Origin of the sequence: Dickeya sp. Secpp 1600, assembly GCF_003049805.1 — a bacterium.
Classification (GTDB): domain Bacteria; phylum Pseudomonadota; class Gammaproteobacteria; order Enterobacterales; family Enterobacteriaceae; genus Dickeya; species Dickeya fangzhongdai.
This window is the reverse complement of the sequence record NZ_CP023484.1, coordinates 3,269,474-3,295,619: the sequence shown is the minus strand read 5'-3', so window position 1 is coordinate 3,295,619 and position 26,146 is coordinate 3,269,474. Positions and strand designations below refer to the sequence as shown.

23 protein-coding genes are annotated in these 26,146 nt (G+C 50.5%); 18 read left to right on the top strand and 5 right to left on the bottom strand.

Annotated elements, in window-relative coordinates; all coding sequences use genetic code 11:
• Positions 1-437 precede the first annotated feature (437 nt).
• Positions 438-1,715, top strand: a complete 1,278-nt coding sequence (pelL, locus tag CPA59_RS14555; protein WP_038919592.1) for a pectate lyase PelL — start codon at positions 438-440, stop codon at positions 1,713-1,715.
• A gap of 68 nt (positions 1,716-1,783) precedes the next feature.
• Here the strand turns inward: pelL and CPA59_RS14550 are convergent, their stop codons facing one another.
• From CPA59_RS14550 to CPA59_RS14540, 3 genes are all read right to left on the bottom strand, one after another.
• Positions 1,784-3,064, bottom strand: coding sequence for a cellulase family glycosylhydrolase (locus CPA59_RS14550; protein ID WP_049855039.1), 1,281 nt, complete (start codon positions 3,062-3,064; stop codon positions 1,784-1,786).
• Between the two features lie 404 nt (positions 3,065-3,468).
• Positions 3,469-3,846 carry a cytochrome b562 gene (locus CPA59_RS14545; RefSeq protein ID WP_038919590.1) on the bottom strand — a complete coding sequence of 126 codons (378 nt, stop codon included), beginning with the start codon at positions 3,844-3,846 and terminating at the stop codon, positions 3,469-3,471.
• Between the two features lie 239 nt (positions 3,847-4,085).
• Entirely contained in the window at positions 4,086-5,522 is a 1,437-nt protein-coding gene (locus CPA59_RS14540) for an EmmdR/YeeO family multidrug/toxin efflux MATE transporter (RefSeq protein ID WP_038919589.1), read from the bottom strand.
• A gap of 419 nt (positions 5,523-5,941) precedes the next feature.
• On the opposite strand from CPA59_RS14540, the gene CPA59_RS14535 reads away from it, so the two are divergent.
• From CPA59_RS14535 to dsrB, 3 genes are read left to right on the top strand one after another with little or no spacing between them, the layout of a single operon-like run.
• A complete protein-coding gene (locus CPA59_RS14535) occupies positions 5,942-6,421 on the top strand; it encodes an anti-virulence regulator CigR family protein (RefSeq protein ID WP_100850478.1) in 480 nt (159 codons plus the stop codon).
• Between the two features lie 47 nt (positions 6,422-6,468).
• Entirely contained in the window at positions 6,469-6,888 is a 420-nt protein-coding gene (locus CPA59_RS14530) for a VOC family protein (RefSeq protein WP_107759804.1), read from the top strand.
• Positions 6,889-6,943: 55 nt separating this feature from the next.
• Positions 6,944-7,144 carry a protein DsrB gene (dsrB, locus tag CPA59_RS14525; protein WP_107759802.1) on the top strand — a complete coding sequence of 67 codons (201 nt, stop codon included), beginning with the start codon at positions 6,944-6,946 and terminating at the stop codon, positions 7,142-7,144.
• 37 nt (positions 7,145-7,181) lie between these two features.
• Here dsrB and CPA59_RS14520 read toward each other — a convergent pair whose 3' ends face one another.
• Positions 7,182-8,909 carry a methyl-accepting chemotaxis protein gene (locus tag CPA59_RS14520; protein ID WP_038919584.1) on the bottom strand — a complete coding sequence of 576 codons (1,728 nt, stop codon included), beginning with the start codon at positions 8,907-8,909 and terminating at the stop codon, positions 7,182-7,184.
• A gap of 338 nt (positions 8,910-9,247) precedes the next feature.
• Positions 9,248-10,399, bottom strand: coding sequence for an iron-containing alcohol dehydrogenase (locus CPA59_RS14515; RefSeq protein WP_107759800.1), 1,152 nt, complete (start codon positions 10,397-10,399; stop codon positions 9,248-9,250).
• Positions 10,400-11,021: 622 nt separating this feature from the next.
• On the opposite strand from CPA59_RS14515, the gene flhD reads away from it, so the two are divergent.
• The 14 genes from flhD (at position 11,022) to CPA59_RS14445 (ending at position 26,096) form a co-directional block, all read left to right on the top strand.
• On the top strand, positions 11,022-11,372 hold the full coding sequence (gene flhD, locus CPA59_RS14510; RefSeq protein ID WP_038667870.1) for a flagellar transcriptional regulator FlhD: 351 nt from the start codon (positions 11,022-11,024) through the stop codon (positions 11,370-11,372).
• 2 nt (positions 11,373-11,374) lie between these two features.
• A complete protein-coding gene (gene flhC, locus CPA59_RS14505; RefSeq protein WP_038669508.1) occupies positions 11,375-11,953 on the top strand; it encodes a flagellar transcriptional regulator FlhC in 579 nt (192 codons plus the stop codon).
• A 133-nt stretch (positions 11,954-12,086) separates the two neighbouring features.
• Positions 12,087-12,974 (top strand): flagellar motor stator protein MotA, encoded by an 888-nt coding sequence (gene motA, locus CPA59_RS14500; protein ID WP_038667872.1) that lies wholly within the window; start codon positions 12,087-12,089, stop codon positions 12,972-12,974.
• Positions 12,971-14,101: a flagellar motor protein MotB gene (motB, locus tag CPA59_RS14495; protein ID WP_038919582.1), complete on the top strand. Its 1,131-nt coding sequence runs from the start codon at positions 12,971-12,973 to the stop codon at positions 14,099-14,101. Before motA ends, motB begins: the two co-directional genes overlap by 4 nt.
• 17 nt (positions 14,102-14,118) lie before the next feature.
• A complete protein-coding gene (gene cheA / locus CPA59_RS14490) occupies positions 14,119-16,152 on the top strand; it encodes a chemotaxis protein CheA (protein ID WP_174213773.1) in 2,034 nt (677 codons plus the stop codon).
• A gap of 35 nt (positions 16,153-16,187) precedes the next feature.
• Positions 16,188-16,685 (top strand): chemotaxis protein CheW, encoded by a 498-nt coding sequence (gene cheW / locus CPA59_RS14485; RefSeq protein WP_013318523.1) that lies wholly within the window; start codon positions 16,188-16,190, stop codon positions 16,683-16,685.
• Positions 16,686-16,802: 117 nt separating this feature from the next.
• Complete coding sequence (locus CPA59_RS14480) at positions 16,803-18,506, top strand: methyl-accepting chemotaxis protein (protein ID WP_107759798.1); 1,704 nt, start codon at positions 16,803-16,805, stop codon at positions 18,504-18,506.
• Positions 18,507-19,213: 707 nt separating this feature from the next.
• Positions 19,214-20,086: a protein-glutamate O-methyltransferase CheR gene (gene cheR, locus CPA59_RS14475; protein ID WP_013318521.1), complete on the top strand. Its 873-nt coding sequence runs from the start codon at positions 19,214-19,216 to the stop codon at positions 20,084-20,086.
• On the top strand, positions 20,086-21,138 hold the full coding sequence (locus CPA59_RS14470) for a chemotaxis response regulator protein-glutamate methylesterase (protein WP_013318520.1): 1,053 nt from the start codon (positions 20,086-20,088) through the stop codon (positions 21,136-21,138). The genes cheR and CPA59_RS14470 overlap by 1 nt, the downstream gene beginning before the upstream one ends.
• Before the next feature lie 34 nt (positions 21,139-21,172).
• Positions 21,173-21,562 (top strand): chemotaxis response regulator CheY, encoded by a 390-nt coding sequence (cheY, locus tag CPA59_RS14465; RefSeq protein ID WP_013318519.1) that lies wholly within the window; start codon positions 21,173-21,175, stop codon positions 21,560-21,562.
• A 9-nt stretch (positions 21,563-21,571) separates the two neighbouring features.
• Complete coding sequence (cheZ, locus tag CPA59_RS14460; RefSeq protein WP_013318518.1) at positions 21,572-22,216, top strand: protein phosphatase CheZ; 645 nt, start codon at positions 21,572-21,574, stop codon at positions 22,214-22,216.
• Positions 22,217-22,442: 226 nt separating this feature from the next.
• Positions 22,443-23,594, top strand: a complete 1,152-nt coding sequence (gene flhB, locus CPA59_RS14455; protein ID WP_038919577.1) for a flagellar biosynthesis protein FlhB — start codon at positions 22,443-22,445, stop codon at positions 23,592-23,594.
• On the top strand, positions 23,587-25,674 hold the full coding sequence (flhA, locus tag CPA59_RS14450) for a flagellar biosynthesis protein FlhA (protein ID WP_107759796.1): 2,088 nt from the start codon (positions 23,587-23,589) through the stop codon (positions 25,672-25,674). Before flhB ends, flhA begins: the two co-directional genes overlap by 8 nt.
• Positions 25,674-26,096 (top strand): flagellar protein FlhE, encoded by a 423-nt coding sequence (locus tag CPA59_RS14445; protein WP_038919574.1) that lies wholly within the window; start codon positions 25,674-25,676, stop codon positions 26,094-26,096. Before flhA ends, CPA59_RS14445 begins: the two co-directional genes overlap by 1 nt.
• The last annotated feature ends 50 nt before the right edge of the window (positions 26,097-26,146 follow it).

The window sequence follows — 26,146 nt, the reverse complement described above, 5'->3', positions numbered from 1 at the left end:
TATTCTATTCACATATATAATGATGCTCTCATTTCTGAATTAATACACTAATAATGTGATTTTTATTTAGATAAGCGAGAAATGGCTTTTTTTGTATTTTGCTTGATGCTTTATCACGGTGTATGCGCCATGAATGGCATATGTATCTTTAACAACCGCATATCATTCAGTTACGGTCGGTATTCATATACCGTAAACGTAGTATACTCACGCTACCTCAATATGCAGGATGCAATGTACTCAGAACAGCTTCTGTTCAAGGAAAACCGAAGGAATGGTACCCTTCCAACGTAATTTTTCACAGTGACAAGCTGATTCATTGGCTATCGATTTTAGATGTAGCGGATCGCAGCCTTTTCCCCGCCTGACGACATTTGCTGGAGTATGCATCTTGAGGCCGATGGATAGATGATTTTTACAACATCATGAGGCAAAGGATGAAATATTTAAATTGTTTTATCAGTACCGGGTTAGCAGCATTTTTTCTGGTAAATAGCACATCAGTTATGGCAGCGGATTGCAGTTCGGATCTCACCAGCGGAATTAGCACCAAGCGTATTTATTATGTTGCGCCGAATGGCAACAGCAGCAATAACGGCAACAGCTTTAATTCTCCGATGAGTTTTTCTGCCGCTATGGCGGCCGTTAACCCCGGCGAGTTGATTTTGTTGAAACCGGGAACCTATACCATTCCTTATACCCAGGGTAAAGGGAATACGATTACATTCAATAAATCCGGGAAAGAGGGCGCGCCAATTTATGTGGCCGCCGCCAATTGCGGCCGGGCGGTATTTGACTTCTCATTCCCGGATAGTCAATGGGTACAGGCGTCTTACGGGTTTTATGTGACCGGCGACTACTGGTATTTCAAAGGTGTAGAGGTAACCCGAGCCGGCTATCAGGGGGCTTATGTAATTGGTAGCCATAATACCTTTGAGAATACGGCATTCCATCATAACCGTAATACCGGACTTGAAATCAATAACGGCGGTTCATACAACACGGTAATTAATTCGGATGCCTACCGTAACTATGATCCCAAGAAGAACGGCAGTATGGCCGATGGATTTGGACCGAAACAAAAACAAGGTCCGGGTAACCGTTTTGTTGGTTGTCGCGCCTGGGAAAACTCGGATGATGGATTTGACTTGTTTGACAGTCCGCAGAAAGTGGTGATTGAAAACAGTTGGGCTTTCCGTAATGGCATCAATTACTGGAATGACAGCGCGTTCGCCGGCAATGGCAATGGGTTTAAACTGGGCGGAAATCAGGCGGTTGGCAATCATCGTATTACCCGCTCTGTCGCATTTGGCAATGTGAGCAAAGGCTTTGACCAGAACAATAACGCTGGTGGCGTTACGGTGATAAATAACACGTCATATAAAAACGGCATTAATTATGGTTTCGGGAGCAAAGTTCAGTCAGGGCAGAAACATTACTTCCGTAATAACGTGTCGCTGTCTGCTTCTGTAACGGTCAGTAATGCGGATGCGAAGTCCAACTCATGGGATACGGGGCCGGTGGCTTCCGCGTCCGATTTCGTCAGCCTGGACACTTCTCTTGCTACCGTATCTCGTGATAATGACGGCACCTTGCCGGAAACTTCATTATTCCGTTTGTCGGCTAGCTCAAAGCTGATTAATGCGGGGACGAAAGAGAGCGATATCAGCTATTCAGGCAGTGCACCGGATTTAGGCGCTTTTGAACGCAATTAAGTGACGGATGTTATATATCAGGGCTGCAATCGTGCAGCCCTGTTTTTGATGTGAAGCAAATTAATCAATCAGTTACAGCTACCAACCTGCGCCCAGGAGGCGTCGCTGCCCGGAACGGATGAGGTGTACCAGTTTGCGGTGTAAAGGTTGCCTTTATAGACGATCGATTGGCCCGCTTCATTATGGCTGGGCTGCCCGCCCGCCCAGTCTTTGCTGGCCCAGTTGGGGTAAACGTTGACATTGGCGCAATCGGCGGTGGCCGATGTGTCGGTTGTGGCAGGTTCATCAACGGTGGGGCTGGTGGTGGTATCAGTTGACGGATCGGTTGTTGCGCTGGCGGCGTTACCCACTTTGTATGGCCAGCTTTGAATGATCGATTTTACTTTTTTGCCAGACTCGGTCAGGTTTTTAGAGTCCGGATAATAAGTTGATGCTCCTTCGTTTTTATCATTCAACGCCCAGTTTGCGTTGCTGATGTTGTTATCTCGCATAAACGTTACCCAGGCGTCGGTTTCCGTCTGGTTCACTCCGCCATTGCCGTCCGCATTAACTGCGCCCCACTCGGTGACGAAAAGTGCAATACCGTTATTTAACGCCTGGCGTGCTTTATTGCGTAATGATTCGCCATGGGTTCCGGCGTAGAAATGCAGCGTATAGGCGATATTCTTGCCGTTGATCGGATCGCGCGAGGCTTCATCAACGTTTTGCGACCAACTGGGCGTGCCGACAATAATCAGGTTATCCGGATCAATGGCGCGAATGGCGGAAATCACGGCTTCGGCATAAGGTTTAATGGTATTGCTCCATGATACCTGAAGCGGTTCGTTGTAGATTTCATAGATGACATTCGGCTTGTTGCCATATTTACGCGCCATTTCCTGGAAGAAGCGGATAGCTTCACTGCGATTGTTTTCTGCAGAATGCGAGTGCCAGTCAATAATGACATACATATCGTTGGCAATTGCGGCATCCACCACTTTTTCAACTTTGGCCTTGTTGCCAGCCGGGTCCTGAAGATAACCACCGCTTTCCTGAACGCCCATGGCGGCGCGAACAATACTGGATTTCCAGTCTTTTTTCAGCGAAGCAACGGTATCGGCCGTGTAGAATTTTTCGCCGCCCCAGCCATTATTACTCCAGAATAAGCTATTGCCGGCAAAACTCTTGGCTTTTTCACCTGCGTAGATTTTATTACCGTTGACGGATAGCGGCTCAACACTCGCCCAGGCATTACTGGAAAGGCAGGCAAGGCTTAATCCTAAACAGGCGCAAGACAGAAACAGCTTTTTACGTGGGGGGTGTTTTTTGCTATCGATAGCGGTATTTTTATCCAAATAAGAGAGAGGCATAAATGAATCTCCATTTCATATGACTATGAGTCAGTGGTAACTGTAAATAGAATATGTGGCTGGTTTTATTCTATTCAGTCGGCGTGTTCATCAATATTGCAATACCTGCATATGATGAAACTCTCTAGGTTATAGTGGATTTTCTACAGTAGATCCAGATGCCCGATTCATTCTCGGAATTTTCAATACGCTCTTTGCCGATTATGTGGATTATCATAGCGAATGCGTAATCGTGTTATTTTCCTGATGATGCCCTGTGGTTTCCTAAAATATTCACTGGGAGGAATAAACTGACGATATAAGGCGATGAAAAAGAGTAATTGTGCTGTTTTATTAATGCTTGATGAGGAAGAGGGAAGACCGCAGCAGGGATAATAAGCTCCGCTGCTGCGGTGACTGGTGAATTACACACCCAGTTTTTTGTGATACTCGGCGCGGGTTTTTTTCAGTTCATCCGTAGCGGCTTTGGCTTCCTGCAGTTTGCCTGCATCAACCAGCGCGATAGCCGCGTCGATTTGCTTCAGCAGTTTTTCCAGACCTTCGTTAAACACTGCGCTATTCGGGCTTTTATTGAACTCCGGATCTGCTTTGGCCTTGGTCGCATGGGCTTTCAGATTCAGCAGATCTGCTTTCAGCGTGGCGGCGTCATTAGCGCTGGAAGCGCTTTTGTAGCTTTTCGCCATGGCGCCCATTTCGTCTTTGACGGCGGCCTGGCTGGTGAACGGCAAGGCTACAGTAGACGCCGCGATTGCCAGACCGATAGCCATAATTGTTTTTTTCATTGCTCACTCCTGTTAGTTAGCCAGATGGCGGGGTTTATACCCTTATTAGTTTTCGGCAGTATTCACGACCCAATATGTATGGTCAAATGGATTTTATATTGCAGGATAATGATAATTATTAAAAATAAAGAAAATCGTGACACTTTCTTAGTCAAATGATTAGCCGCTGTGATGATTTTCTTCTTATTGAAATATTGAGCGTCGTATTCCTAAATACGTTTTTGAGGATGCTGATTTTCTTACCTGTCCTGGTTAACCGTAGGTTTGTAGCGCCATAACCATTTACCGCTGACCATGCGGTGATAAAACAGCGCGCCACGGACGATCCAGTCAAAAAACATCCCCATCCAAACGCCGATCACCCCAAATCCCAGCATAATGCCCAGAATATAACCGGCTATCACCCGGCACCCCCACATACCAGCCAGCGCGACCCACATAGTATAGCTGGCATCTTTGGCTCCCTTCAGGCCGGCGGGTAGTACCCAGGATGCGGCCCATATAGGCATGAACAACGCATTCAGCCAGATCAACTGTTTAACCACGGTAATTACATCGGGTTCGTTGGTATACATTGAGGCCATCAATCCGGCGGTAGGCACAGAGAGTAATGCCAGTGCGCACAAACCAACATTGGAAAGCCAGAAGATGTACTTCAGCTGCCGTTCCGGTTGCATGCGTTGTCCTTTACCCAGACGTGACCCGACAATGATGGTCGAGGTCGAACCCAGGGCGTTACCTGGCAGGTTGATCAGCGCGACGATTGAAAAGGCAATAAAGTTGCCTGCGATGACCTCGGTCCCCATGCCGGCGACAAAGCGTTGGGTGATCAACTTCCCCACATTAAACATGACCGATTCGATGCTGGCCGGAATACCGATGCTGAGCACCTCATAGAGAATCGTGGTGGTGAACGGCGCGAAGTAACTCTGAAACGGGATGCGCAGCGCGCCGTTGAAGCCTTTGGTCAGCGCGAGCACGACGCATAACGCGCCCAGATAGCGAGAGAGCGTGATCCCCAGTCCCGCGCCAATGAACCCCACGCCTTGCCAGGAGGCCACGCCGTAAATCAATACGCCGCTGAGCAGAATATTCAGGATATTCATCCCGATATTGATGATCATCGGCAAGCGGGTGTTGCCGGCGCCGCGTAATGCGCCGCAACCGACCAGCGTGATAGCCAGCGCCGGGTAACCCCATACGGTAAGGCGCAGGAATGTCAGCGCCAGTGATTTCACGGCCGGCTCGGCATTATAGGCAATCAGGTCGATAATGACTTGACCGGCAAATTCCACCAGCACCACCAGCAGCAGGGAGATCAGCACCAATAATGAGATCGATTGCCGTGCGGCTTGCCGGGCCTGTTTACGATTACGCTGACCAAGACTGAACGCCACCACGACGGCAGTCCCCAACGCGACTGCGGTGAAAAACGCAATAATCAACATGTTGAAGCTGTCCGCCAGCCCTACGGCGGCCATGGCTTCTTTGCCCAGCCAGCTAACCAGGAAGGTGCTGAATATCCCCATCAGCACCACACACAGCCCTTCGATAAAAATGGGAACCGCTAATGGCGTAATTTCCCGCCAGAACAGGACTCGATTGGAATGACGTTTTTTGTACCAGGCGGTGTTTCTCAATGTACTCAACAGCTGTTTGGCTGTATTCAAAATCATGTTACCTATCTTCGTATCACAGGCGGAAGGAGGACAAATGTCGCGAGCCTTTTTCATCACGAACTGAGCGTGTTCCGCGTCTAAACCAGAGTGCAGTCGCCGGCAAGCGTAAACCGAGATCAGACAGGCTTGCGTTATACCGTGAACATAGCGGTTGAATTGCATGTTCATAAAACTATTCACCGTGGTGATTATAAAAGTATGTTGGGCAAGGTGGAGTCGGTGATATCAGAAAAACAGCAATTCAGATGAAACGATGTTTTAAAAGTATGCGGCGATATATTCATCTGTCAGTGGCGCGAATGCAGTGCTGATGTGCCGTGTATGCCGATGGACAAAAACTGAGAAATTCCCTATTCGTCCGGCTATTCACGCTATATATATTCCTTATGGTTTCCATTCATTACAAAGGTCGTACCATGTCTAAATCCTCTTTTTCAGCACTGGCGATGGTGCTGGCTACCTCTGTTTTTTCGGCTTCGGTTCCGGTATTGGCAGAACCCGGAGGAAAAGGGCCGGGTAATGGCGGATTCGATTATCAATCGCAACGCGATAACCCTCGCCAACAGGGAGGACACCCAGGGGCTGCCCGTTCATCGATGCCCGACGATGGCGGGCGATCGCCGGATCATAATCGCTTCTCATATAATGATGCGCGGCGTCTTGCCGTCGATCATGGCTTTACCGGTTATCGTGGGCTTCCTCCTGGCGTTGCGAAGAATCTGTCCAGAGGGAAACCGCTGCCGCCGGGGATTGCACGCCGTGCCGTGCCCCCTGAAATGCTGCGTGGGTTGCCGTCTTACCCGGGGTATGAGTGGCGGATTGTCGGTAAGGACCTGGTATTGATTGCGATCAGCACGGCGGTAGTGACCACCATTATCAACGGTGTGTTTGACTGATGGCCGCGTCTGGAGCGTGAGCGTGAAATAGAAATAAAGGAAAAGAGATGTTCAGTCATATCATCCTCGGCGCCCGGGATATCGACCTTATGGTCCGTTTCTATGCTGCTATTTTGGAGGAACTTGGTTTTGTCCCGGTTGAGGAAGAGCCTGGCGGCCCGGCAGGGCAAGGGTGGCATATCCCGGGGCGGCGTTGGCCGCAGTTTTATGTGCAGGTCCCGTTCAATGGTTTGCCGGCGACCTGGGGAAATGGCACGCAGGTCAGCTTCGCTGTCAGCTCGCCGCAGGCTGTACGTCACGTTTGGCAAACCGCGTTATCGCTGGGAGGCGCGGATGAAGGCGCGCCAGGACTTCGCCCGCACTATGCGCCTGACTATTACGGCGCATACTGTCGTGATCCGGAAGGCAACAAGCTGTGTTTTGTCTACACCCCTGAGTTTGACAATACCGTCGGCGGATTGGCATAAATGTTTGCGTATAAGCCGTACGGCAGGGCGGGACGAAAGAAAAAGAGGTGAATGATTGAACGTAAATGATGTAGTGACAGTAAAGACCGATGGCGAAGTGCGCAGAGAAGGGGTCATTCTGGCGGTGGAACCGTTTCAGGAAGGAATCATGTACCTGATTGCACTGGAGGACTACCCCGAGGGGATCTGGTTCTTCAACGAACTTAACAGCCCAGAGGGAGTCTTTGTCGAACCGCGTCAATCTGCGGATAAATAAACAGGCCGATACGGTCACCCGCATCGGCCTGTACGCATCAGAAGGTTTCCCAGTTATCGTTGCCGGATTTAGCGCTGGAAGAAGAGCTCAGCGCTGCGGTTGACGTAGCCAATAGCGGTTTTGACGCCAGCGGGGCCGGGGCGTAACCCTTATCCTGACGATGGCCGGTAAGTTTGAAGGCGGATACCGCGCGGGTCAGCACCATCGCCTGTTCTTCGAGCGATGAGGCGGCGGCAGAAGCCTGCTGCACCAGCGCGGCGTTTTGTTGCGTGACGCTGTCCATCTCGGAAATCGCCTGCCCGACCTGAGTGATGCCGCGGCTTTGCTCATCCGAGGCAGAAGCGATTTCATTCATAATGTCGGTCACGCTGCTTACGGCCTGAACGATTTCGTGCATGGTTTGACCCGCCTTGTCTACCTGTTCTGAACCGCTATGAACCAGAGACACGGATTCGGAGATCAGGCCTTCAATTTCCTTGGCGGCTTGAGCACTGCGCTGCGCCAGGCTGCGCACTTCTCCCGCCACCACCGCGAATCCCCGGCCTTGTTCGCCCGCGCGGGCCGCTTCTACCGCGGCGTTCAACGCCAGGATGTTGGTCTGGAAGGCGATACTGTTGATCACGTTGGTGATTTCAGAAATTTTCCGTGAGCTGCCGGAAATGCTGTTCATGGTGTTAACCACGTTTTCGACGATTTCACCCCCTTGTTTCGCCTTGCCGGAGGCATTAGAGGCTAGCTGGCTGGCATGGTGCGCGTTGTCGGAGTTCTGTTTTACGGTGGCGGTCAACTGTTCCATGCTAGCGGCGGTCTCTTCAATCGCCGCCGCCTGCTGCTCGGTGCGGGAAGAGAGGTCGCTATTACCGGCCGTAATTTCGGTGGTTCCCTGATAAATGGAGTCTGCGCTGTCGCGCACGGTGGAAACCGTATGCACCAGCGATGCCTGCATCTGCTGGATGTTCTGGCTCAGGATGCCGATTTCATTTTTGCCATAGGTTTCGTTAGGCTGGGTCAGGTCACCCTGAGCAATGCGTTGAATACGCTGTACCAGACGGTTCATCGGCTTGATCAGCGTACCGCGCAGGAACATGAAGGTCAGCAGGGTCATGGCGATGGCGATGGCGAAGCTGACGGCCATCAGCGTGTAACCCATCATGGCCTGATATTGCGCATTGCTATTAAGCGCTTTGGCTCGCTCGGTACGGAAGGCAATCGCCTTCAGTAATGGCTTATTGTAGGCTTCGTCCAGTACACGGACCTCTTCCGATTCGTGCGTCAGTATTTCTTCGAAATAACCATCTTTCGCCGCCTTAAGCATCGGCATGATGCCTTTTTCAACGTAATCGTTATAGGCCTTATTCAGTTCCGGTTCCAACGCCAGATCCGTGTCGGTTTTGACGGTACGGTTCTCATAAACTTTGAAGGCGTCCTTCGACGAAGCAATGCGTTGTTCCGCCTGCTTCAGGTTGTTATTGAATACTTCCGTGTCGCCAACGCGAACGGCGGCGCCAGCCTGGATAATGAGCAGGCGGGCGGTTCTGAGATGGTTGGAACTGTTTGACAGCCCGAGGCGGACGTCAATTTCCTGAGTAACGTAATCCAGGCTCTGATTGGCGCGCACCAAAAAGTAGCTGGCGGTGCCGATAGCCAGGGCGAATAACAGCATGATCCCGCCCAGAATGATGACAAATAACGGCACCAGTCCAAGATTACCCAATATGCCGGTTTTACCCTGTTGTTCAGACTTTGACATCATTTTCATATCCATTCGCTCATTTTCAGGAAAAATATATGTGCATCAACCGTACTACGCGCAGGTGTAGTTTGGGTGTTTTTTTGTTTCTGGAAACAGCTGTGTGGCGATCCGTACTCAAATACCAACATAATCTAACATCGGCATATAATGTGAAACATTCATGAATTTCAATGCGATGTCGATCACGAATCTGGCGGCAGAGGCATATCGGATCCTGTTATTTATATATTTCAATTATTAGGCAATTAATCGGCGTGACGGATGTCTAAAAACGGGAAGGCGCGTACCCGGAAACGGCATACGCGCATGACGCATTGGACTACGGTGTCCGGCTAATCAGGAACGGCGGTTTAATAACTTTGACGCAGAATTCGGTGGGCGGCGGCACGGTCAATATCCTGGTGTTCCCCCTGCGGCAACAAATGAAACTTTTCCAGGTTCGCCAGAATATCGTCAATTGCGGATTCGGGCAGGTTGTAGTCGCGCATTCGGGTTTTCACTTCCATGGTTTCAAAGAACTCCCGTGTTTTCTCGATAGCCAGTGAAATCAGGCTTTCCTCATCCGCAGCGGTAAGATTCCATACTCGCTGGGCGTACTGCACCAGCTTGTCATGCTTTGTGCGACGCTGCACATCAAGCAGCGAAGGCAGAAGTACCGCCAGCGTTTGCGCATGGTCCAACCCGAAAAGCGATGTTAACTGGTGACCGATACGGTGCGTTGCCCAGTCCTGAGGCACGCCGGCGCCGATCAGTCCGTTCAGGGCCAACGTGGCGCTCCAGGTGAGCGTCGCGCGAACATCATAGTTTTCCGGTGCCTGTATGGCTTTGGGGCCTTCTTCTATTAATGTCAGCAATAACCCTTCGGCAAATCGATCCTGCACTTTGCCGTAGACCGGATAGGTCAGATACTGCTCCAGCACGTGTACGAATGCATCCACTACGCCATTCGCAACCTGACGCGATGGCAAAGTGTAGGATTTCCGCGGATCGAGAACAGCGAACTTGGGAAACAACAGCGGGTGACTATAGCCGGCTTTGGCGCCGGATTGCTTGTGGGATACCACAGCCGTTGCATTCATTTCCGAACCGGTCGCCGGCAATGTCATCACGCACCCGATCGGCAACGCAGACTGGATTGGTGCCCTGGCAAGCCAGGTATTCCAGATATCAGCCTGTGTGCTCGCGGCCGCGATAAATTTGGTTCCGTCGACCACCGAACCGCCACCTATCGCCAGCAAAAAATCAATCTTGTTCGCCTTTACGACGTCGACTGCGCGCATCAACGTCGCATATTGCGGGTTGGGTTCAATACCGCCGAATTCGAAGCAGGTATAATGGGTCAATAACTGTCGGATTTCATCCAGCGTGCCGTATTTTCTGGCGCTGTCTCCGCCATAAGTTATTAGTATGCGGGCATTTTCCGGAATGTATTTGACAATCTCAGCCAGTTTGCCTGGCCCAAACAGGATTCTCGTCGGGTTGAAATACTCAAAATCCAGCATGAAAATGGCTCCAGTGTTTCGTTATATGGACATAAAATACACTAATGAAATAGTAACTTTGGTGATAAAATTAGAAATATTAATGTAAATCAAAGTGGTTGTAGAATCGGGGTTTAATCTGATAAGCAGCTGTGTCAATTTTTTACTTTTAAAATCAATTAATTGATTTTGTCATACTGAACGAAACTCTATTGCGGGGAGTTTTTTTCTCCTGTTGTGATCATATTGTGTTCAGGAAAATTTCACAGCAGGGTAAAAATCAGTGAAATATTATGTTTTGCCTCTTTCATTTTTGTGATGCAGATCACATAATTATCAAAATGCTGATATGCCTGCGTTGTATGAGTCAGGCCGAAGGCGGTACAGTGGCGGAGGATTAGGATTAATCCTACGTTCTATGTTGGACGCAATACAGAGAAAGGATGAGCCTGGAGTTATGAAGAGATGGAGCCTCAGACGCATCAATGTTGATGCTGTATTTTTCGTCATATTAGAAGATTATAAAGTAGTAGAATTATCTGGCACCGATAGTTTTCATGCCACCTATGGAGAGTGATTGTTTAGCGGGTGAGCAGTCTATCACCTAACTTATGTTTGAAACATAGTCTGTCGGGATGGGAATATGGGTACCTCTGAATTGCTCAAGCACATTTATGACATCAATTTGTCTTATTTGTTACTGGCTCAGCGATTAATAAACGACGAAAAAGCATCAGCGATGTTCCGGTTGGGTATCAATGAAGAAATGGCTGAGGCATTGATGCAGCTGACTTTGCCGCAAATGGTAAAGCTCGCTGAAACCAATCAACTAATATGTCATTTCCGCTTCAGTGATCACAATACGATTAAGTTATTAACACAAGAATCCCGGGTTGATGATCTGCAACAGATCCATACCGGTATTTTATTGTCGAGTCATTTATTACAAGAGCTGTCTTCAAAAGAAGAAGGCTTGCCTAAGAAAAGGGCATAATGATGGCGGAGAAAAGTATTGTTCAGGAAGCTAAGGATATCCAGCTGGCGATGGAACTCATTTCACTGGGTGCGCGCCTGCAGATGCTGGAAAGCGAGACGCAATTAAGTCGCGGTCGCTTAATCAAGCTTTATAAAGAATTACGAGGCAGCCCTCCACCTAAAGGAATGTTGCCGTTTTCTACCGACTGGTTCATGACATGGGAACAGAATATCCATTCTTCCATGTTCTATAACGCCTATCTATTTTTACTCAAAAATGGACAATGCACCGGTGTCGAGGCAGTAATCAAGGCTTATCGCCTTTACCTCGAGCAATGTGCTCCTCAAAGCGATGTGCCTTTGCTGGCGTTGACCCGCGCCTGGACATTGGTTCGTTTTGTGGATAGCGGCATGCTGCAGCTGTCCTCATGTAATTGCTGCAAGGGGATGTTTATTACCCATGCACATCAGCCCAAGAATAGTTTTGTCTGCAGTTTATGCCAGCCACCCTCCAGAGCAGTAAAAAGACGTAAACTTTCGCCGAATGTTGCCGATATGATACCTCAACTGCTGGACGAACAGGTTAAACATGCAGTCTGAGCCTGATGGCGATTTTGTGGTTCTGTCATCGCGCGTTCATTGCCCGATGGCAGTATTCCCTCCAAATAAGTCGTTGGTAAGACTGCATTTATAACTCTCTCCGCCACCCTTTTACTATCTATAAGGAATTCTTGTGCTGGTTATATTGGGTTATCTTGTCACTATAGGCTCCATACTTGGCGGTTATCTTATCGTGGGTGGCGAGTTGGGGGCGTTGTATCAGCCTTCGGAACTGTTGATTATTGGTGGCGCGGCTGCTGGTGCGTTTATTGTTGGTAACAACGGCAAAGCGATAAAGGCGACGCTGAAAGCGCTTCCCACGCTGTTGAAAGGATCCCAATATACGAAAGCCGTATACATGGATCTGATGGCGGTATTGTTCCGGTTGATGGCCAAATCCCGCCAGCAGGGTATGCTTTCGTTGGAGTTTGATATCGACAACCCAAAAGAGAGTGAGATTTTCTCGAATTATCCCCGCATCCTTTCTGATAACTATATCGTAGAGTTCGTCACGGATTATCTGCGACTGATGGTCAGCGGCAACATGAATGCGTTTGAAATCGAAACGCTGATGGATGAAGAGATCGAAACTGTCGAACATGAAGTTGAAGTGCCGGCCACCAGTCTGAACCTGATGGGGGATGGTTTGCCGGCATTCGGTATCGTGGCGGCGGTCATGGGGGTTGTGCATTCATTGGCGTTTGTTGATCGTCCTGCAGCCGAGCTGGGGATGATGATCGCCCATGCGATGGTGGGTACGTTCCTGGGGATTTTGCTGGCATATGGCTTTGTGTCGCCGCTGGCGTCGCTGTTACGTCAGAAGAACTCAGAGAAGCTCAAGGTTCTTCAGTGCATCAAGGTGACACTGTTATCCAGCCTGAATGGTTATGCGCCGCAGATTGCTGTTGAATTCGGTCGTAAAACTCTTTATTCAACAGTGCGTCCTTCATTTACCGAGATGGAAGAGCATATTCGTAATGTGAAGGCACCGGCACAGCAGGCATCGGAAAATGACGCATGAAACACCAGCATCCCATTATCCGCAAAAAACGTAAATCGGGGCATGCCGCTCATCATGGTGGTTCATGGAAGATTGCTTATGCCGACTTCATGACCGCTATGATGGCTCTCTTCCTGGTCATGTGGCTGATTGCCATTTCCTCACCTTCCCAGTTGGCTCAGATTGCCGAATATTTCCGCACGCCATTGAAAATTGCCATCACGTCCGGTCCGAAGATGAGTGATGCCTCCAACCCCATCCCGGGCGGCGGTTCGGATCCTACTCAGCAAGAAGGCGATGTGAAGCGGCAGATTGACACCATGGATGGCCGTCTTGAGGAAATCAAACTGAACAAACTGCGGGAGCGGCTCGATCAGTTGATTGAGGCCGATCCCCGTCTTAAAGCGTTACGCCCGCACCTGTTGATTGAAATGGTGGATGAGGGGCTACGCATTCAAATTATTGACAGTAACAATCGCCCAATGTTTAAAACCGGCAGCGCCCAGGTTGAGCCGTACATGAGCGATATTTTGCGAGCCATCGCGCCGATTTTGAATGATATTCCCAATAAAATCAGTTTATCGGGCCATACTGATGATGCACAGTATGCAATGGGGGAGCGTGGCTACAGCAACTGGGAGTTGTCGGCCGATCGCGCTAATGCTTCCCGGCGCGAACTGATTGTTGGTGGACTGGCTGAGGGCAAGGTTTTACGCGTAGTTGGTATGGCCGACACGATGAATTTAAAGCAGGCGAAGGGAGGCAGCGATGCCATCAACCGGCGAATCAGTCTGGTTGTCCTGAACAAGCAGGCGCAGGAAAACATCGAACGTGAAAATGCTGAAAGCAGCGCAGTAAACATTGATAAAATAGAGAATTTACAGAACATGGGGATGGAAAAGGCCAAACCTGCTACCGCGCCTGCCGATAACGGTAACAGTACGGCTACACCACAACCCGAAACCAATGGGACGCCTGCATCTGGCTCAACTGTGGCTCCAGCCCAAGCACCGGCAACGACGGCGCCGGCATCGGGGGCGAATGGCGCGTCGACGACAGGACGTCGGCAGCCTACTACAGCTTTGCCAGCAGCACCTGATAGCCAGGCGACACCTTCTTCAACAAGCCGCGATTCACAGCAGAGGTGACCCACGTGAGCATGGACATGAGTGCTTTTTATCAAACATTCTTTGATGAAGCAGATGAATTGTTGGCGGACATGGAGCAACATTTATTGCAACTTGATCCGTTAGCGCCCGATACGGAACAGATGAATGCCATATTTCGCGCTGCTCACTCGATTAAAGGGGGCGCGGGAACGTTCGGTTTCACGGTATTGCAGGAAACCACACACATATTAGAAAACCTGTTGGATGGTGCCAGACGCGGTGAAATGCGATTGAGCACTGATATCATCAACCTGTTTTTGGAAACCAAAGATATCATGCAGGATCAGTTGGATGCTTACAAAACCTCGCAAGAGCCCAACGCCGAAAGCTTTGAGTATATCTGTCAGGCTCTGCGCCAGCTTGCTCTGGAGTCCAAAGATGATGGTGCTGCCGGAGCGGCCTCTGTCAAGGTAAATGCTGAACAACCGGTTTCCGCGTCCCCTACGCCGGCTTCCGCCGGCGGTCATTCGGGATTGCGTATTGCCCTTACCAACCTGAAAGAGTCAGATATTCCTCAGTTGCTTGAAGAATTGGGGAATCTGGGTACGGTAAAAGATACGGCGCAGACCAGCAACAGTGTTGAGTTAACGCTGGAAACGTCAGCCAGTGAAGATGACATCAGCGCTGTGCTGTGTTTTGTGCTGGAGCCGGACCAAATCAACTTCAAATCTGCCGCTCAGGCAGCGCCAGCCGACGCTGCTCCGCCAGTTGCTGCGGTGGTCGAGCCGACTGAGCCTGCGCCTGCGCCAGTTGCCCCCGTTCAGCCTGCTGCGCCAGTGGCGGCTGCACCGGCGGCCAAGCCTGCAGGCGGCAATGATGCAGCCAAAGGCAGACAAAAAGCCGGTGACACCAGTATCCGTGTAGCGGTGGAAAAAGTTGACCAGCTCATTAACCTGGTTGGTGAACTGGTGATTACTCAATCCATGCTGGCTCAGCGCTCCAGTGCGCTGGACCCGGTCGCTCATGGCGACCTGCTTAATAGCATGGGGCAGTTGGAAAGAAACGCGCGTGACCTGCAAGAGTCCGTGATGTCGATCCGTATGATGCCGATGGAATATGTATTCAGCCGTTTCCCGCGTCTGGTTCGCGACCTGGCCGCCAAGCTGGGCAAAGAAGTTGAACTGACCCAGTTGGGAAGTTCAACCGAGCTGGATAAGAGCCTGATCGAACGTATTATTGACCCGTTGACGCACCTTGTACGTAACAGTCTGGACCATGGTATCGAGTCACCGGAAAAACGTATTGAAGCGGGCAAATCGGCTGTCGGAAACCTGACGCTGTCTGCGGAACATCAGGGCGGCAATATCTGTATCGAAGTGATTGACGACGGTGCGGGTCTGAATCGTGAACGTATCCTGGCCAAAGCCCTGTCCCAGGGGATGGCGGTGAGCGATAGCATGACTGACGAAGAAGTCGGTATGCTGATTTTTGCTCCCGGTTTTTCTACTGCCGAGAAAGTGACCGATGTGTCGGGTCGTGGCGTGGGCATGGATGTGGTGAAAAGAAATATCCAGGAGATGGGCGGGCATGTTGAAATTCATTTCGTGAAAGGTAAGGGAACCACCATCCGCATTCTTCTGCCGTTGACGCTGGCGATCCTGGATGGGATGTCGGTCAAGGTCAATAGTGATGTATTTATCCTGCCGCTTAACGCGGTTATGGAGTCTCTGCAGCCGCAGGCCGAGGATTTGTATCCTCTGGCTGGAGGAGAGCGTGTGCTGCAGGTCCGTGGCGAATATCTGCCACTGGTTGAGCTGTATCAGGTATTCGATGTCGCCGGAGCAAAAACGGATGCCACTCAGGGTATCGTTGTTATCCTGCAGAGTGCCGGCCGTCGTTATGCCTTGCTGGTTGACCAGTTGATTGGTCAGCATCAGGTTGTTGTGAAGAACCTGGAAAGCAATTATCGCAAGGTGCCAGGCGTTTCAGCCGCAACTATTTTGGGTGATGGTAGCGTAGCGCTGATTGTGGATGTTTCTGCGTTGCAGGCGCTTTATCGGGAAAAGCGTGTGGTTGAAACCGCAGCTTAACAGCAAATTACAGCTATAGATTAAAGGTGAGAAACATGACTGGACTTGCAAATGTCACAAAATTAGCAGGCGAGACAGTAGGTCAGGAATTTTTGATTTTCACGCTGGGTGACGAAGAGTACGGCGTGGACATTTTGAAGGTTCAAGAGATTCGCGGTTACGATCAGGTCACTCGTATTGCCAACACGCCGAGCTTTATTAAAGGTGTTACCAACCTTCGCGGCGTCATCGTGCCGATCGTCGATTTGCGCATCAAGTTCATGCAGCAGGAAGTCGACTATGATGACAATACGGTCGTCATTGTTTTGAATCTGGGACAGCGTGTAGTGGGCATCGTGGTTGATGGCGTGTCTGACGTGTTGTCACTGACTGCTGATCAAATTCGTCCGGCGCCGGAGTTCGCGGTGACCCTGTCGACGGAATACCTCACCGGACTGGGTTCTCTGGGCGAGCGTATGCTGATTCTGGTTGATATTGAGAAGCTACTCAGTAGCGAGGAAATGGCGCTGGTTGATAGCGTCATGAAGGTTTAATAAACCAGCCATATTGGGCCACTTCGGTGGCCCATGTCATTTGATACCCTCAATCTCTGGAATTCAAAAGTTATAGAGATGCACAAGCATCAATGATCGTTGTTATTAAGGCTTAATATGCTGAATCGTGTAAAAGTTGTTTCCGGGATCGTTATCGTTCTTGGACTATTCATTGCTCTTCAAATCATTTCTGGTGGGTTATTTTTTAATGCACTGAAGTCGGACAGAGATATCTTCACGACGACACGAATTATTAATCAGCAGAAATCAGAACTGGAATCTACCTGGTCTTATTTATTGCAGACTCGTAACACGTTGAACCGTGCAGGAACACGTTATGCCATGGACGCATCAGGCGGGGCATCTGGCGGCGTATCAGCCAAGGAGCTGATTGAACTAGCGAAAAAACAGCTGGTTATCGCCAACACTCACTTCGCCAACTATGAAAAGATCCCTTATACCAATCAGCAGGATCCGGCTGTAGCTCAAGTGGTGAAAGATAATTACACCACGTTGAACAGCGCGTTAAGCGAACTGATTGTTTTTATCTCTAACGGTAGGCTGAAGGAGTTTTTTGATCAGCCGACTCAAAGTTTTCAGGACAAGTTCGAGAAGGCCTATTATTCTTACAAAGAATCTTACGACAAAGTCTATGCTAATGCCGTAGAGGAAAATAATTCGGCTTATTCAACGGCATTATGGTTGCTGATATCGGTAGCGATACTGGTTGTCGTGATGGCGCTGCTTGTTTGGCTGGGTATCAATCGTTCACTTATTCAGCCATTGACCAATCTTATTGAACATATCCGGCATATGGCGAAAGGCGACCTGACTACCCGGATTGATTTCCATGGTACGAACGAAATGGGGATTCTGGCGGATAGCCTGCGCCATATGCAGACTGAGTTCTTTACGACGGTCAGTGCGGTTCGGCTGGGAGCAGAAGCCATTTATACCGGCGCATCGGAAATCAGCGCTGGCAATAGTGATCTGTCGTCACGAACCGAACAGCAGGCTGCGGCGCTGGAAGAAACTGCGGCCAGCATGGAGCAGTTGACATCCACCGTGAAACAGAACGCCGAGAATGCGCGTCAGGCAAGCCAACTGGCGTTGAGCGCCTCCGAAACAGCGCAGAAAGGCGGCAAGGTTGTCGATAACGTGGTGAAAACCATGCATAACATTGCTGGCAGTTCGCAGAAGATTGCTGATATCACCAGCGTGATCGACGGTATCGCTTTTCAGACCAATATCCTGGCGCTGAACGCTGCTGTTGAAGCGGCCAGAGCCGGAGAGCAGGGAAGAGGCTTTGCTGTTGTGGCAGGCGAGGTGCGTAACCTGGCCCAACGCAGCGCTCAAGCGGCAAAAGAGATTAAATCTCTGATTGAGGATTCGGTAAATCGGGTTGAAGAAGGTTCCGTACTGGTCGAAAGTGCCGGGGAAACCATGGGCGAGATCGTCGGTGCCGTCACGCGCGTTACTGACATCATGGGCGAAATTGCTTCTGCGTCTGAGGAGCAAAGCCGCGGTATCGATCAGGTTGGCCTGGCGGTGACCGAGATGGACCGCGTTACCCAACAGAACGCCTCGCTGGTGGAAGAATCTGCCTCTGCGGCGAATGCGCTTGAAGAGCAGGTTCGGGTACTGAATCAGGCAGTGGCCGTATTCCGTTTGTCGGATGCTACGATGGCGGCCGGACGCCCCGCTGCGATTGCCTCACGGGCGCCGGTTTCCAAACCGGTTCTCCTGGCAACGCCGGCTTCCGCAGAGAAAGAGAAAAAGGCCAGAGCCAGTAAAACCACCGATAACTGGGAAACCTTTTAATCGCTGAATCGGATGGGCCAGGTTATCGGCCCATCCGATAAATAGACAAGCAATAATGAAAATTTATCCTGAGCAACAATAGCAATGCTGAGTATAGATTTTCATCTGATGATTTTTGCAGCTTTCTTTTTTCTCACTAATGAAAGTTGCATCACGGAACAAAAAAATGGCAGGGAGAGGCTATATTGGATGATGTTTACTTAAGATATTTTTAAGGGATTCTGTGCCTTAATGTTACGCAGCCGGTATTGATACGGCTGTGGTTTTGAGACAAAGGTTGCAGTTTTAATTTTTGTTACCGTTATGACGCTTCTTTAGTTAAAGAAAGGTTTAATACGGCCGATTGATATAAGTAATGCCAACTGTATAGGCGTATTTTAACGGCATTCTGGGCGTGATTGTCAGTCAGATGCGGCTGATCGCACTCAGAAGCGTATGGCGACGATAAGGGTTGCATTATTTTTCGGTGAGCAATCTTCACGATGAACAATGCCGAAAAGGCATCAATGTAAACCATCGCATGATTACCGCCATTAATCCGTCGGAGAAGGGCTGATAAAAGCATGCTTCCCGCTGGTATTCTGGGCGGTATCCGGTTCATCGCATAAGAAGATGCCGGAGATTAAAGCATGAGACCTGTAATAGCTATAATGGGAAGTCTGATTGGAAAACAATAAAATCATCTATCCATTTTCGGGCGGTCAGATATGAAAAATACACCATCGCCAAATCGTTCAGGTTCTACATCTATTTTGAGTCAGATGGTTGAACGGTTGCCGCTGTCTGATGTTCATTTCCGAAGAATCAGCCAGCTTATCTATCAGCGCGCCGGCATCGTGCTGGCCGATCATAAACGTGAGATGGTCTACAACCGTCTGGTCAGACGGCTGCGTTTACTGGGAATCAACGATTTTGGTCAGTACCTTGCTTTGCTGGAATCGGACCCGAACAGTGCCGAATGGCAGGCATTTATTAATGCGTTAACGACCAATCTGACGGCGTTTTTTCGTGAGGCGCACCATTTCCCCATTCTTGCCGAGCACGCCCGTAAACGGCCCGGAGGGTACAGCATCTGGTGTACCGCTGCGTCTACGGGAGAAGAGCCTTACTCATTGGCGATGACTCTGGCTGAAGTCTATGGCGACCGTGCCAGTAACTGTCAGATCATAGCCAGCGATATTGATACACAGGTTTTAGAGAAAGCGTCTGCCGGCATTTACCGGCAGGAAGATCTGCGTTCGCTTTCTCCACAGCAGATGCAGCGTTTCTTTTTGCGGGGAACCGGGCCGCACAGCGGGTTGGTCCGTGTTCGGCCGGACCTGGCGAACATGATACATTTTCAGCAAGTGAATTTGTTGGCTCCCGAGTGGTCTCTGCCAGCGCCTTTTGATGCGATTTTTTGTCGTAACGTAATGATTTATTTTGATAAAGAGACCCAGGAGCGCATTTTGCGTCGTTTTGTTCCGCTGCTTAAACCGGGCGGATTATTGTTTGCCGGGCATTCAGAGAACTTCAGTCAGATCAGTCGGGAATTTTACCTGCGCGGGCAGACTGTTTATGGGCTGGCTAAGGAAAGATAATGAGCAAAATAAAAGTATTATGTGTTGATGATTCTGCGCTAATGCGTCAGATCATGACCGAAATCATTAATAGTCATCCCGATATGGAGGTGGTTGCCACTGCACCTGACCCTTTAGTGGCGCGCGATTTAATCAAGAAGTTCAATCCGCAGGTGTTGACGCTCGATGTGGAAATGCCGCGTATGGATGGCCTTGATTTTCTTGAAAAATTAATGCGACTTCGTCCGATGCCGGTGGTGATGGTGTCTTCGCTGACCGGTAAAGGTTCGGAAATTACTTTGCGGGCGCTTGAGCTCGGGGCGATCGATTTTGTTACCAAGCCTCAGTTGGGCATTCGCGAAGGGATGTTGGCATACAGTGAACTGATCGCGGAAAAAATCCGTATGGCTGCCAAGGCTCGTTTGCCCCAGCGCAACGCGGCGCCTGCGCCTACGGTGTTGATCCCCAGTACACCGTTGCTTAGTAGTGAAAAACTGATCGCAATTGGCGCCTCAACCGGCGGCACCGAGGCGATCAGGCATGTCTTACAGCCGTTGCCGCCGACCAGCCCGGCGTTGCTGATTACTCAGCATATGCCGCCGGGATTTACCAAGTCTTTCGCTGAGCGGTTAAATAAACTGTGTCAGATTACAGTGAAAGAGGCCGAAGACGGTGAACGTGTCCTGCCGGGGCATGCGTATATCGCGCCTGGCGCCCGCCATCTTGAGCTGGCGCGTAGCGGTGCGAACTATCAGGTAAAATTGCATGATGGCCCGCCGGTTAATCGTCATCGTCCTTCTGTTGACGTACTGTTCCACTCTGTTGCACAGTACGCCGGGCGAAATGCGGTAGGAGTAATCCTAACTGGCATGGGAAATGATGGGGCCGCGGGAATGCTGGAACTTCATAAAGCGGGGGCGTATACGATCGCGCAAAATGAAGCCAGCTGTGTGGTATTCGGTATGCCGCGAGAGGCTATTGCACTCGGTGGTGTCGATGAGGTGGTGGATTTGCACCAGGTGAGTCAGCGGATGCTGGCACAAGTTTCTGCCGGACAGGCATTACGTATATAGCAGCTCCGGGTGAGCAATAATATTAGGAGTAGGTATGGCTGATAAAGAACTCAGATTTTTAGTAGTGGATGATTTTTCGACGATGCGTCGTATTGTTCGAAATCTACTAAAAGAGCTGGGCTTCAACAATGTGGAAGAAGCGGAAGATGGCGCTGATGCTCTGAACAAGCTCCGTTCAGGCGGTTTCGATTTTGTCATTTCTGACTGGAACATGCCTAATATGGACGGACTTGAGCTGTTGCAGGCTATCCGTGCCGATGGCACGCTTTCCAAGCTTCCCGTTCTGATGGTAACCGCTGAGGCAAAGAAAGAGAATATTATTGCTGCAGCACAGGCTGGTGCCAGTGGTTATGTTGTTAAACCGTTTACTGCCGCTACGCTTGAAGAAAAACTGAGTAAGATTTTCGAAAAGCTTGGTATGTAAGGAGATGCCATGAATCCACATCCGATGCCCATTAACGATCATGCGTCTGCCACAGAGATTATTTCTCGTATCGGGCAACTGACACGCATGCTGCGTGATAGCCTGAAAGAGCTTGGTTTGGATCAGGCGATCACTGAAGCGGCGGAAGCGATTCCAGATGCTCGCGATCGTCTTGATTATGTAGTCCAGATGACCGCACAAGCGGCAGAGCGCGCATTGAGCTGTGTTGAAGCAGCCCAGCCTCGTCAGAATCAACTGGAAGAAGAATCCAAATCCCTGAAGGTTCGCTGGGATCAGTGGTTTGAGAATCCGATTGAATTGTCGGAGGCGCGTGAGTTGGTTACCGATACGCGCAATTACCTTGAATCCGTCCCAGACCATACTGCGTTTACCAATGCTCAGTTGCTGGAGATCATGATGGCTCAGGATTTCCAGGATTTAACCGGGCAAGTGATTAAGCGCATGATGGATGTTGTTCAGGAAATTGAAAAACAACTGTTGATGGTCTTGCTGGAAAACATTCCGGAAAAACCGTCTGAAACCCGTCGTGCGAATGAAGGCCTGCTTAATGGGCCTCAGGTTGATAAAACCGCTGCAGGTATTGTTTCTAACCAGGATCAGGTTGATGACCTGTTGGATAGCCTGGGTTTCTGATTTTTCCCCGACACCCATTGCATCCGTATGAGTGGGCATCGTGGCGTAAGGTATGTGGATGTTTACGATCGGGCGTGTCCCGATCGTAAATTCCTGCGCCCCGTCTTATGCAATAAAATAAATAGCCGCTTATTTTCTCCTTTTTTCTACCCATCATGATTTGCCGGATTTGTCATGCTAGCGGTGTATAACTTTATGTCAGCGGGCATTAACAGGAGCGGCTGTAGTGGCAGACGATAGCGATCTGGAGAAAACAGAAGCTCCCACCCCCCAACGAACGGAAAAAGCCCGAGAAGAAGGTCAGATTCCCCGATCGCGAGAATTGACGTCGGTGCTTATGTTGATCGCCGGCCTGGCGATTTTGTGGGGAAGCGGCTCCGGCATGGCAGCCAGACTGACTGATATGATGGCCAAAGGATTAATATTTGACCATAACTTCATCAGCGACGAGCGGTTAATTATTTCCCATGTCGGTTCGTTGATCGAGCAGGCGGTGATGGCGCTTGTCCCTATCTTATTCGGTCTGGTGCTGGTTGCCCTGGCAGCGCCGATATTGCTGGGGGGACTGATTTTTAGCACCAAGGCGATTAGCTTCGATTTTGGTAAAATGAATCCGCTATCTGGGTTGAAACGTATGTTTTCAACCCATGTACTGGCCGAATTATTTAAAGCCATCCTCAAAGCCGTCATTGTCGGCTGCATTACTTTCTGGTTTCTCAAGCACAACTGGAATAGCATGCTGCACCTTGTGTCTGAGCCATTGGGGATCGCGATAAAAGATGCGCTGAACATTGCCTTCCTGTGCTGCTTCTGGGTGATCCTGGGGCTCTTTCCCATGGTGGCTTTTGACGTTGGCTGGCAGATATGGAGCCATATTAAGCGGCTGCGTATGAGCAAGCAGGAAATCCGCGACGAATACAAAGAACACGAAGGGGATCCGCATATCAAGGGCCGCATTCGCCAGCAGCAGCGGGCGATGGCCCAGCGTCGAATGATGGCGGATGTACCGAAAGCGGATGTGATTGTTACCAACCCGACCCACTATGCCGTGGCACTGAAGTATGATGAGAAGAAAATGCATGCGCCCAAGGTATTGGCCAAAGGCACCAATCAGATAGCGCAGCGCATTCGCGAATTGGGAGCAGAGCATCGTATCCCGATTCTGGAAGCACCGCCGCTGGCACGCGCCCTTTACCGTCATACTGAGATTGGGCATCACATTCCCACCGGATTATACGCCGCAGTCGCTGAAGTGCTTTCCTGGGTCTACCAGCTCAAGCGCTGGAAACGTGAAGGCGGTTTGATACCGCGTAAACCTAAAAACTTACCTGTGCCGGATGCACTGGATTTTGCTAAAGAGAAAACAACCGATGGCTAATCTGGCCTCTTTGCTTCGCCTACCAGGCAATATGAAAGGTTCACAATGGCAGATCCTGGCAGGACCTGTTCTGATATTGCTCATCTTGTCGATGATGGTTCTGCCGTTGCCACCGTTTATTCTGGACTTGTTGTTTACGTTTAACATCGCACTGTCCATTATGGTGCTGCTGGTCGCCATGTTTACCCAGCGCACGCTCGATTTTGCCGCCTTTCCTACCATTCTGCTGTTTTCCACGCTGTTGCGTCTGTCGCTCAACGTGGCATCGACTCGTATCATTTTGATGGACGGGCATACCGGCGCCGGCGCCGCCGGGCGTGTGGTTGAAGCCTTCGGCCACTTCCTGGTGGGCGGTAATTTTGCCATCGGTATTGTGGTGTTCATTATCCTGGTGCTGATCAACTTTATGGTTATCACGAAGGGTGCCGGCCGTATCGCTGAAGTTGGCGCGCGCTTTACGTTGGACGGTATGCCAGGTAAGCAAATGGCGATTGACGCCGACCTGAATGCCGGGTTGATTGGTGAGGATGAGGCCAAGAAACGGCGTTCTGAAGTGACCCAGGAGGCGGATTTCTACGGGTCCATGGATGGTGCCAGTAAGTTCGTGCGGGGTGACGCCATCGCCGGGCTGATGATTATGGCCATCAACATCATCGGCGGATTGCTGGTAGGGGTGGTTCAGCATGATATGGTGCTGGGACAGGCGGTTGAGAACTACACCCTGTTGACTATCGGTGATGGTCTGGTGGCGCAAATACCAGCTCTGGTGATTTCAACCGCGGCCGGTGTGATCGTGACTCGAGTCAGTACCGATCAGGATGTTGGTCAGCAGATGGTGACCCAGCTGTTCAATAACCCGCGTGTCATGGTCCTGAGCGCCGGGGTGTTGGGCTTGGTCGGTTTGGTCCCCGGCATGCCTAACTTCGTTTTCCTACTTTTCACCAGCGCGTTGTTAGGGCTGGCCTGGTGGATGCGGAAAGGGGAAAGCAAAGCGGAGTTTGCAGCGAATGAAGCCGCGGCTGCGGCACCTGTTACACCGCAGGTGGTGGAGGCCAGTTGGTCTGATGTGCAACTGGAGGATCCGCTCGGTATGGAAGTCGGGTACCGCTTAATTCCGATGGTCGACTTTCAGCAAAATGGCGAGTTGCTCGGGCGTATTCGTAGTATCAGAAAGAAATTTGCTCAGGAAATGGGTTTTCTACCCCCGGTCGTGCACATTAGGGACAATCTGGATCTGCAGCCAGCCAGCTATCGTATTCTGATGAAAGGGGTCGAAATCGGTAGCGGTGAAGCCCATCCGGGACGCTGGATGGCGATCAATCCCGGCAATGCAGTAGGTACCTTGCCAGGTGATTTGACTAAAGATCCCGCTTTTGGCCTGCCGGCGATCTGGATTGAAAGTGCGCTGAAAGAGCAGGCGCAAACACAGGGATATACCGTAGTTGAGGCCAGTACGGTCGTGGCTACGCACCTGAACCATTTACTCAGCCTGCATGCCAGTGAGCTGTTCGGCCGTCAGGAAGCGCAGCAATTGATGGACCGCGTGTCTCAGGAAATGCCGAAGCTGACCGAAGACTTTATTCCGGGCGTAGTGACCTTAACGACGCTGCACAAGGTGCTGCAGAATCTGTTAAGTGAACAGGTTTCGATTCGGGACATGCGCACGGTTATTGAAACACTGGCCGAGCACGCGCCGGTGCAAACCGATCCCTATGAGCTGACTACCGCGGTGCGTATTGCGTTGGGGCGGGCTATCACGCAGCAGTGGTTCCCGGGCGATACGGAGCTGCAGGTTATTGGCTTGGACAGTGCGCTGGAGCGTTTGCTGTTACAGGCGCTTCAGGGCGGCGGTGGTCTGGAACCCGGATTGAGCGACAGACTGCTGGAACAGGCAAAACAGGCATTGCAGCGACAGGAAATGCTGGGAGCACCGCCGGTGTTGCTGGTTAACCACGCACTGCGCGGATTATTGTCACGTTTCCTGCGCCGCAGCCTGCCGCAAATTGCCGTATTGTCGAACCTCGAGATCAGCGATAGCCGGCAGATCAGAATGACGTCGATGATTGGTGAGTCTTCCTGATGAAGAACATGTTGATAGTCGGTCTTTTTAGTTTAGCGACAGGGGCGTTTTCATTTAGCGCCCACGCTCAACAAGGCGGGTGGAATACAAGCCTGACTGGGCCATCATTTCAATACAAGGGCATGCTGGCCTCTTCGCCTGCGTTGCTTCCTCCCCCTGGGTTGGGCGTAACGGCCGCCCAATCCGTGACGGTAATCTACTGGCGATATCAACTGAAATCGCCAGCGCCGATAGATCTTGCCGTCAAGCTCTGCGCCGCTAATCGTTGTATCAATCTGGATGGCGCCAGCGGGCAAACTCGCGGATTGCAGGGCGTACCCGCCAACAGCGAGTTCAGGATGTTGTTCTATGTGCCTGGAAGCGGGCGGATGGCTACGTCGGTGGATGTGGTATCTAATGAAATATCAGTGAACTATAAATAGTGCATTGAAATTATATGTGCTGATATTTCTACGACAAGATGCGCGAGTAA

Bases quoted from the DNA above. Each gene is read 5' to 3' on its own strand.
- pelL (WP_038919592.1), top strand. From the start codon at position 438: ATGAAATATTTAAATTGTTTTATCAGTACCGGGTTAGCAGCATTTTTT.
- CPA59_RS14550 (WP_049855039.1), bottom strand. From the start codon at position 3,064: ATGCCTCTCTCTTATTTGGATAAAAATACCGCTATCGATAGCAAAAAA.
- CPA59_RS14545 (WP_038919590.1), bottom strand. From the start codon at position 3,846: ATGAAAAAAACAATTATGGCTATCGGTCTGGCAATCGCGGCGTCTACT.
- CPA59_RS14540 (WP_038919589.1), bottom strand. From the start codon at position 5,522: ATGATTTTGAATACAGCCAAACAGCTGTTGAGTACATTGAGAAACACC.
- CPA59_RS14535 (WP_100850478.1), top strand. From the start codon at position 5,942: ATGTCTAAATCCTCTTTTTCAGCACTGGCGATGGTGCTGGCTACCTCT.
- CPA59_RS14530 (WP_107759804.1), top strand. From the start codon at position 6,469: ATGTTCAGTCATATCATCCTCGGCGCCCGGGATATCGACCTTATGGTC.
- CPA59_RS14520 (WP_038919584.1), bottom strand. From the start codon at position 8,909: ATGGATATGAAAATGATGTCAAAGTCTGAACAACAGGGTAAAACCGGC.
- CPA59_RS14515 (WP_107759800.1), bottom strand. From the start codon at position 10,399: ATGCTGGATTTTGAGTATTTCAACCCGACGAGAATCCTGTTTGGGCCA.
- flhD (WP_038667870.1), top strand. From the start codon at position 11,022: ATGGGTACCTCTGAATTGCTCAAGCACATTTATGACATCAATTTGTCT.
- flhC (WP_038669508.1), top strand. From the start codon at position 11,375: ATGGCGGAGAAAAGTATTGTTCAGGAAGCTAAGGATATCCAGCTGGCG.
- motB (WP_038919582.1), top strand. From the start codon at position 12,971: ATGAAACACCAGCATCCCATTATCCGCAAAAAACGTAAATCGGGGCAT.
- cheA (WP_174213773.1), top strand. From the start codon at position 14,119: ATGAGTGCTTTTTATCAAACATTCTTTGATGAAGCAGATGAATTGTTG.
- cheW (WP_013318523.1), top strand. From the start codon at position 16,188: ATGACTGGACTTGCAAATGTCACAAAATTAGCAGGCGAGACAGTAGGT.
- CPA59_RS14480 (WP_107759798.1), top strand. From the start codon at position 16,803: ATGCTGAATCGTGTAAAAGTTGTTTCCGGGATCGTTATCGTTCTTGGA.
- cheR (WP_013318521.1), top strand. From the start codon at position 19,214: ATGAAAAATACACCATCGCCAAATCGTTCAGGTTCTACATCTATTTTG.
- CPA59_RS14470 (WP_013318520.1), top strand. From the start codon at position 20,086: ATGAGCAAAATAAAAGTATTATGTGTTGATGATTCTGCGCTAATGCGT.
- cheY (WP_013318519.1), top strand. From the start codon at position 21,173: ATGGCTGATAAAGAACTCAGATTTTTAGTAGTGGATGATTTTTCGACG.
- cheZ (WP_013318518.1), top strand. From the start codon at position 21,572: ATGAATCCACATCCGATGCCCATTAACGATCATGCGTCTGCCACAGAG.
- flhA (WP_107759796.1), top strand. From the start codon at position 23,587: ATGGCTAATCTGGCCTCTTTGCTTCGCCTACCAGGCAATATGAAAGGT.
- CPA59_RS14445 (WP_038919574.1), top strand. From the start codon at position 25,674: ATGAAGAACATGTTGATAGTCGGTCTTTTTAGTTTAGCGACAGGGGCG.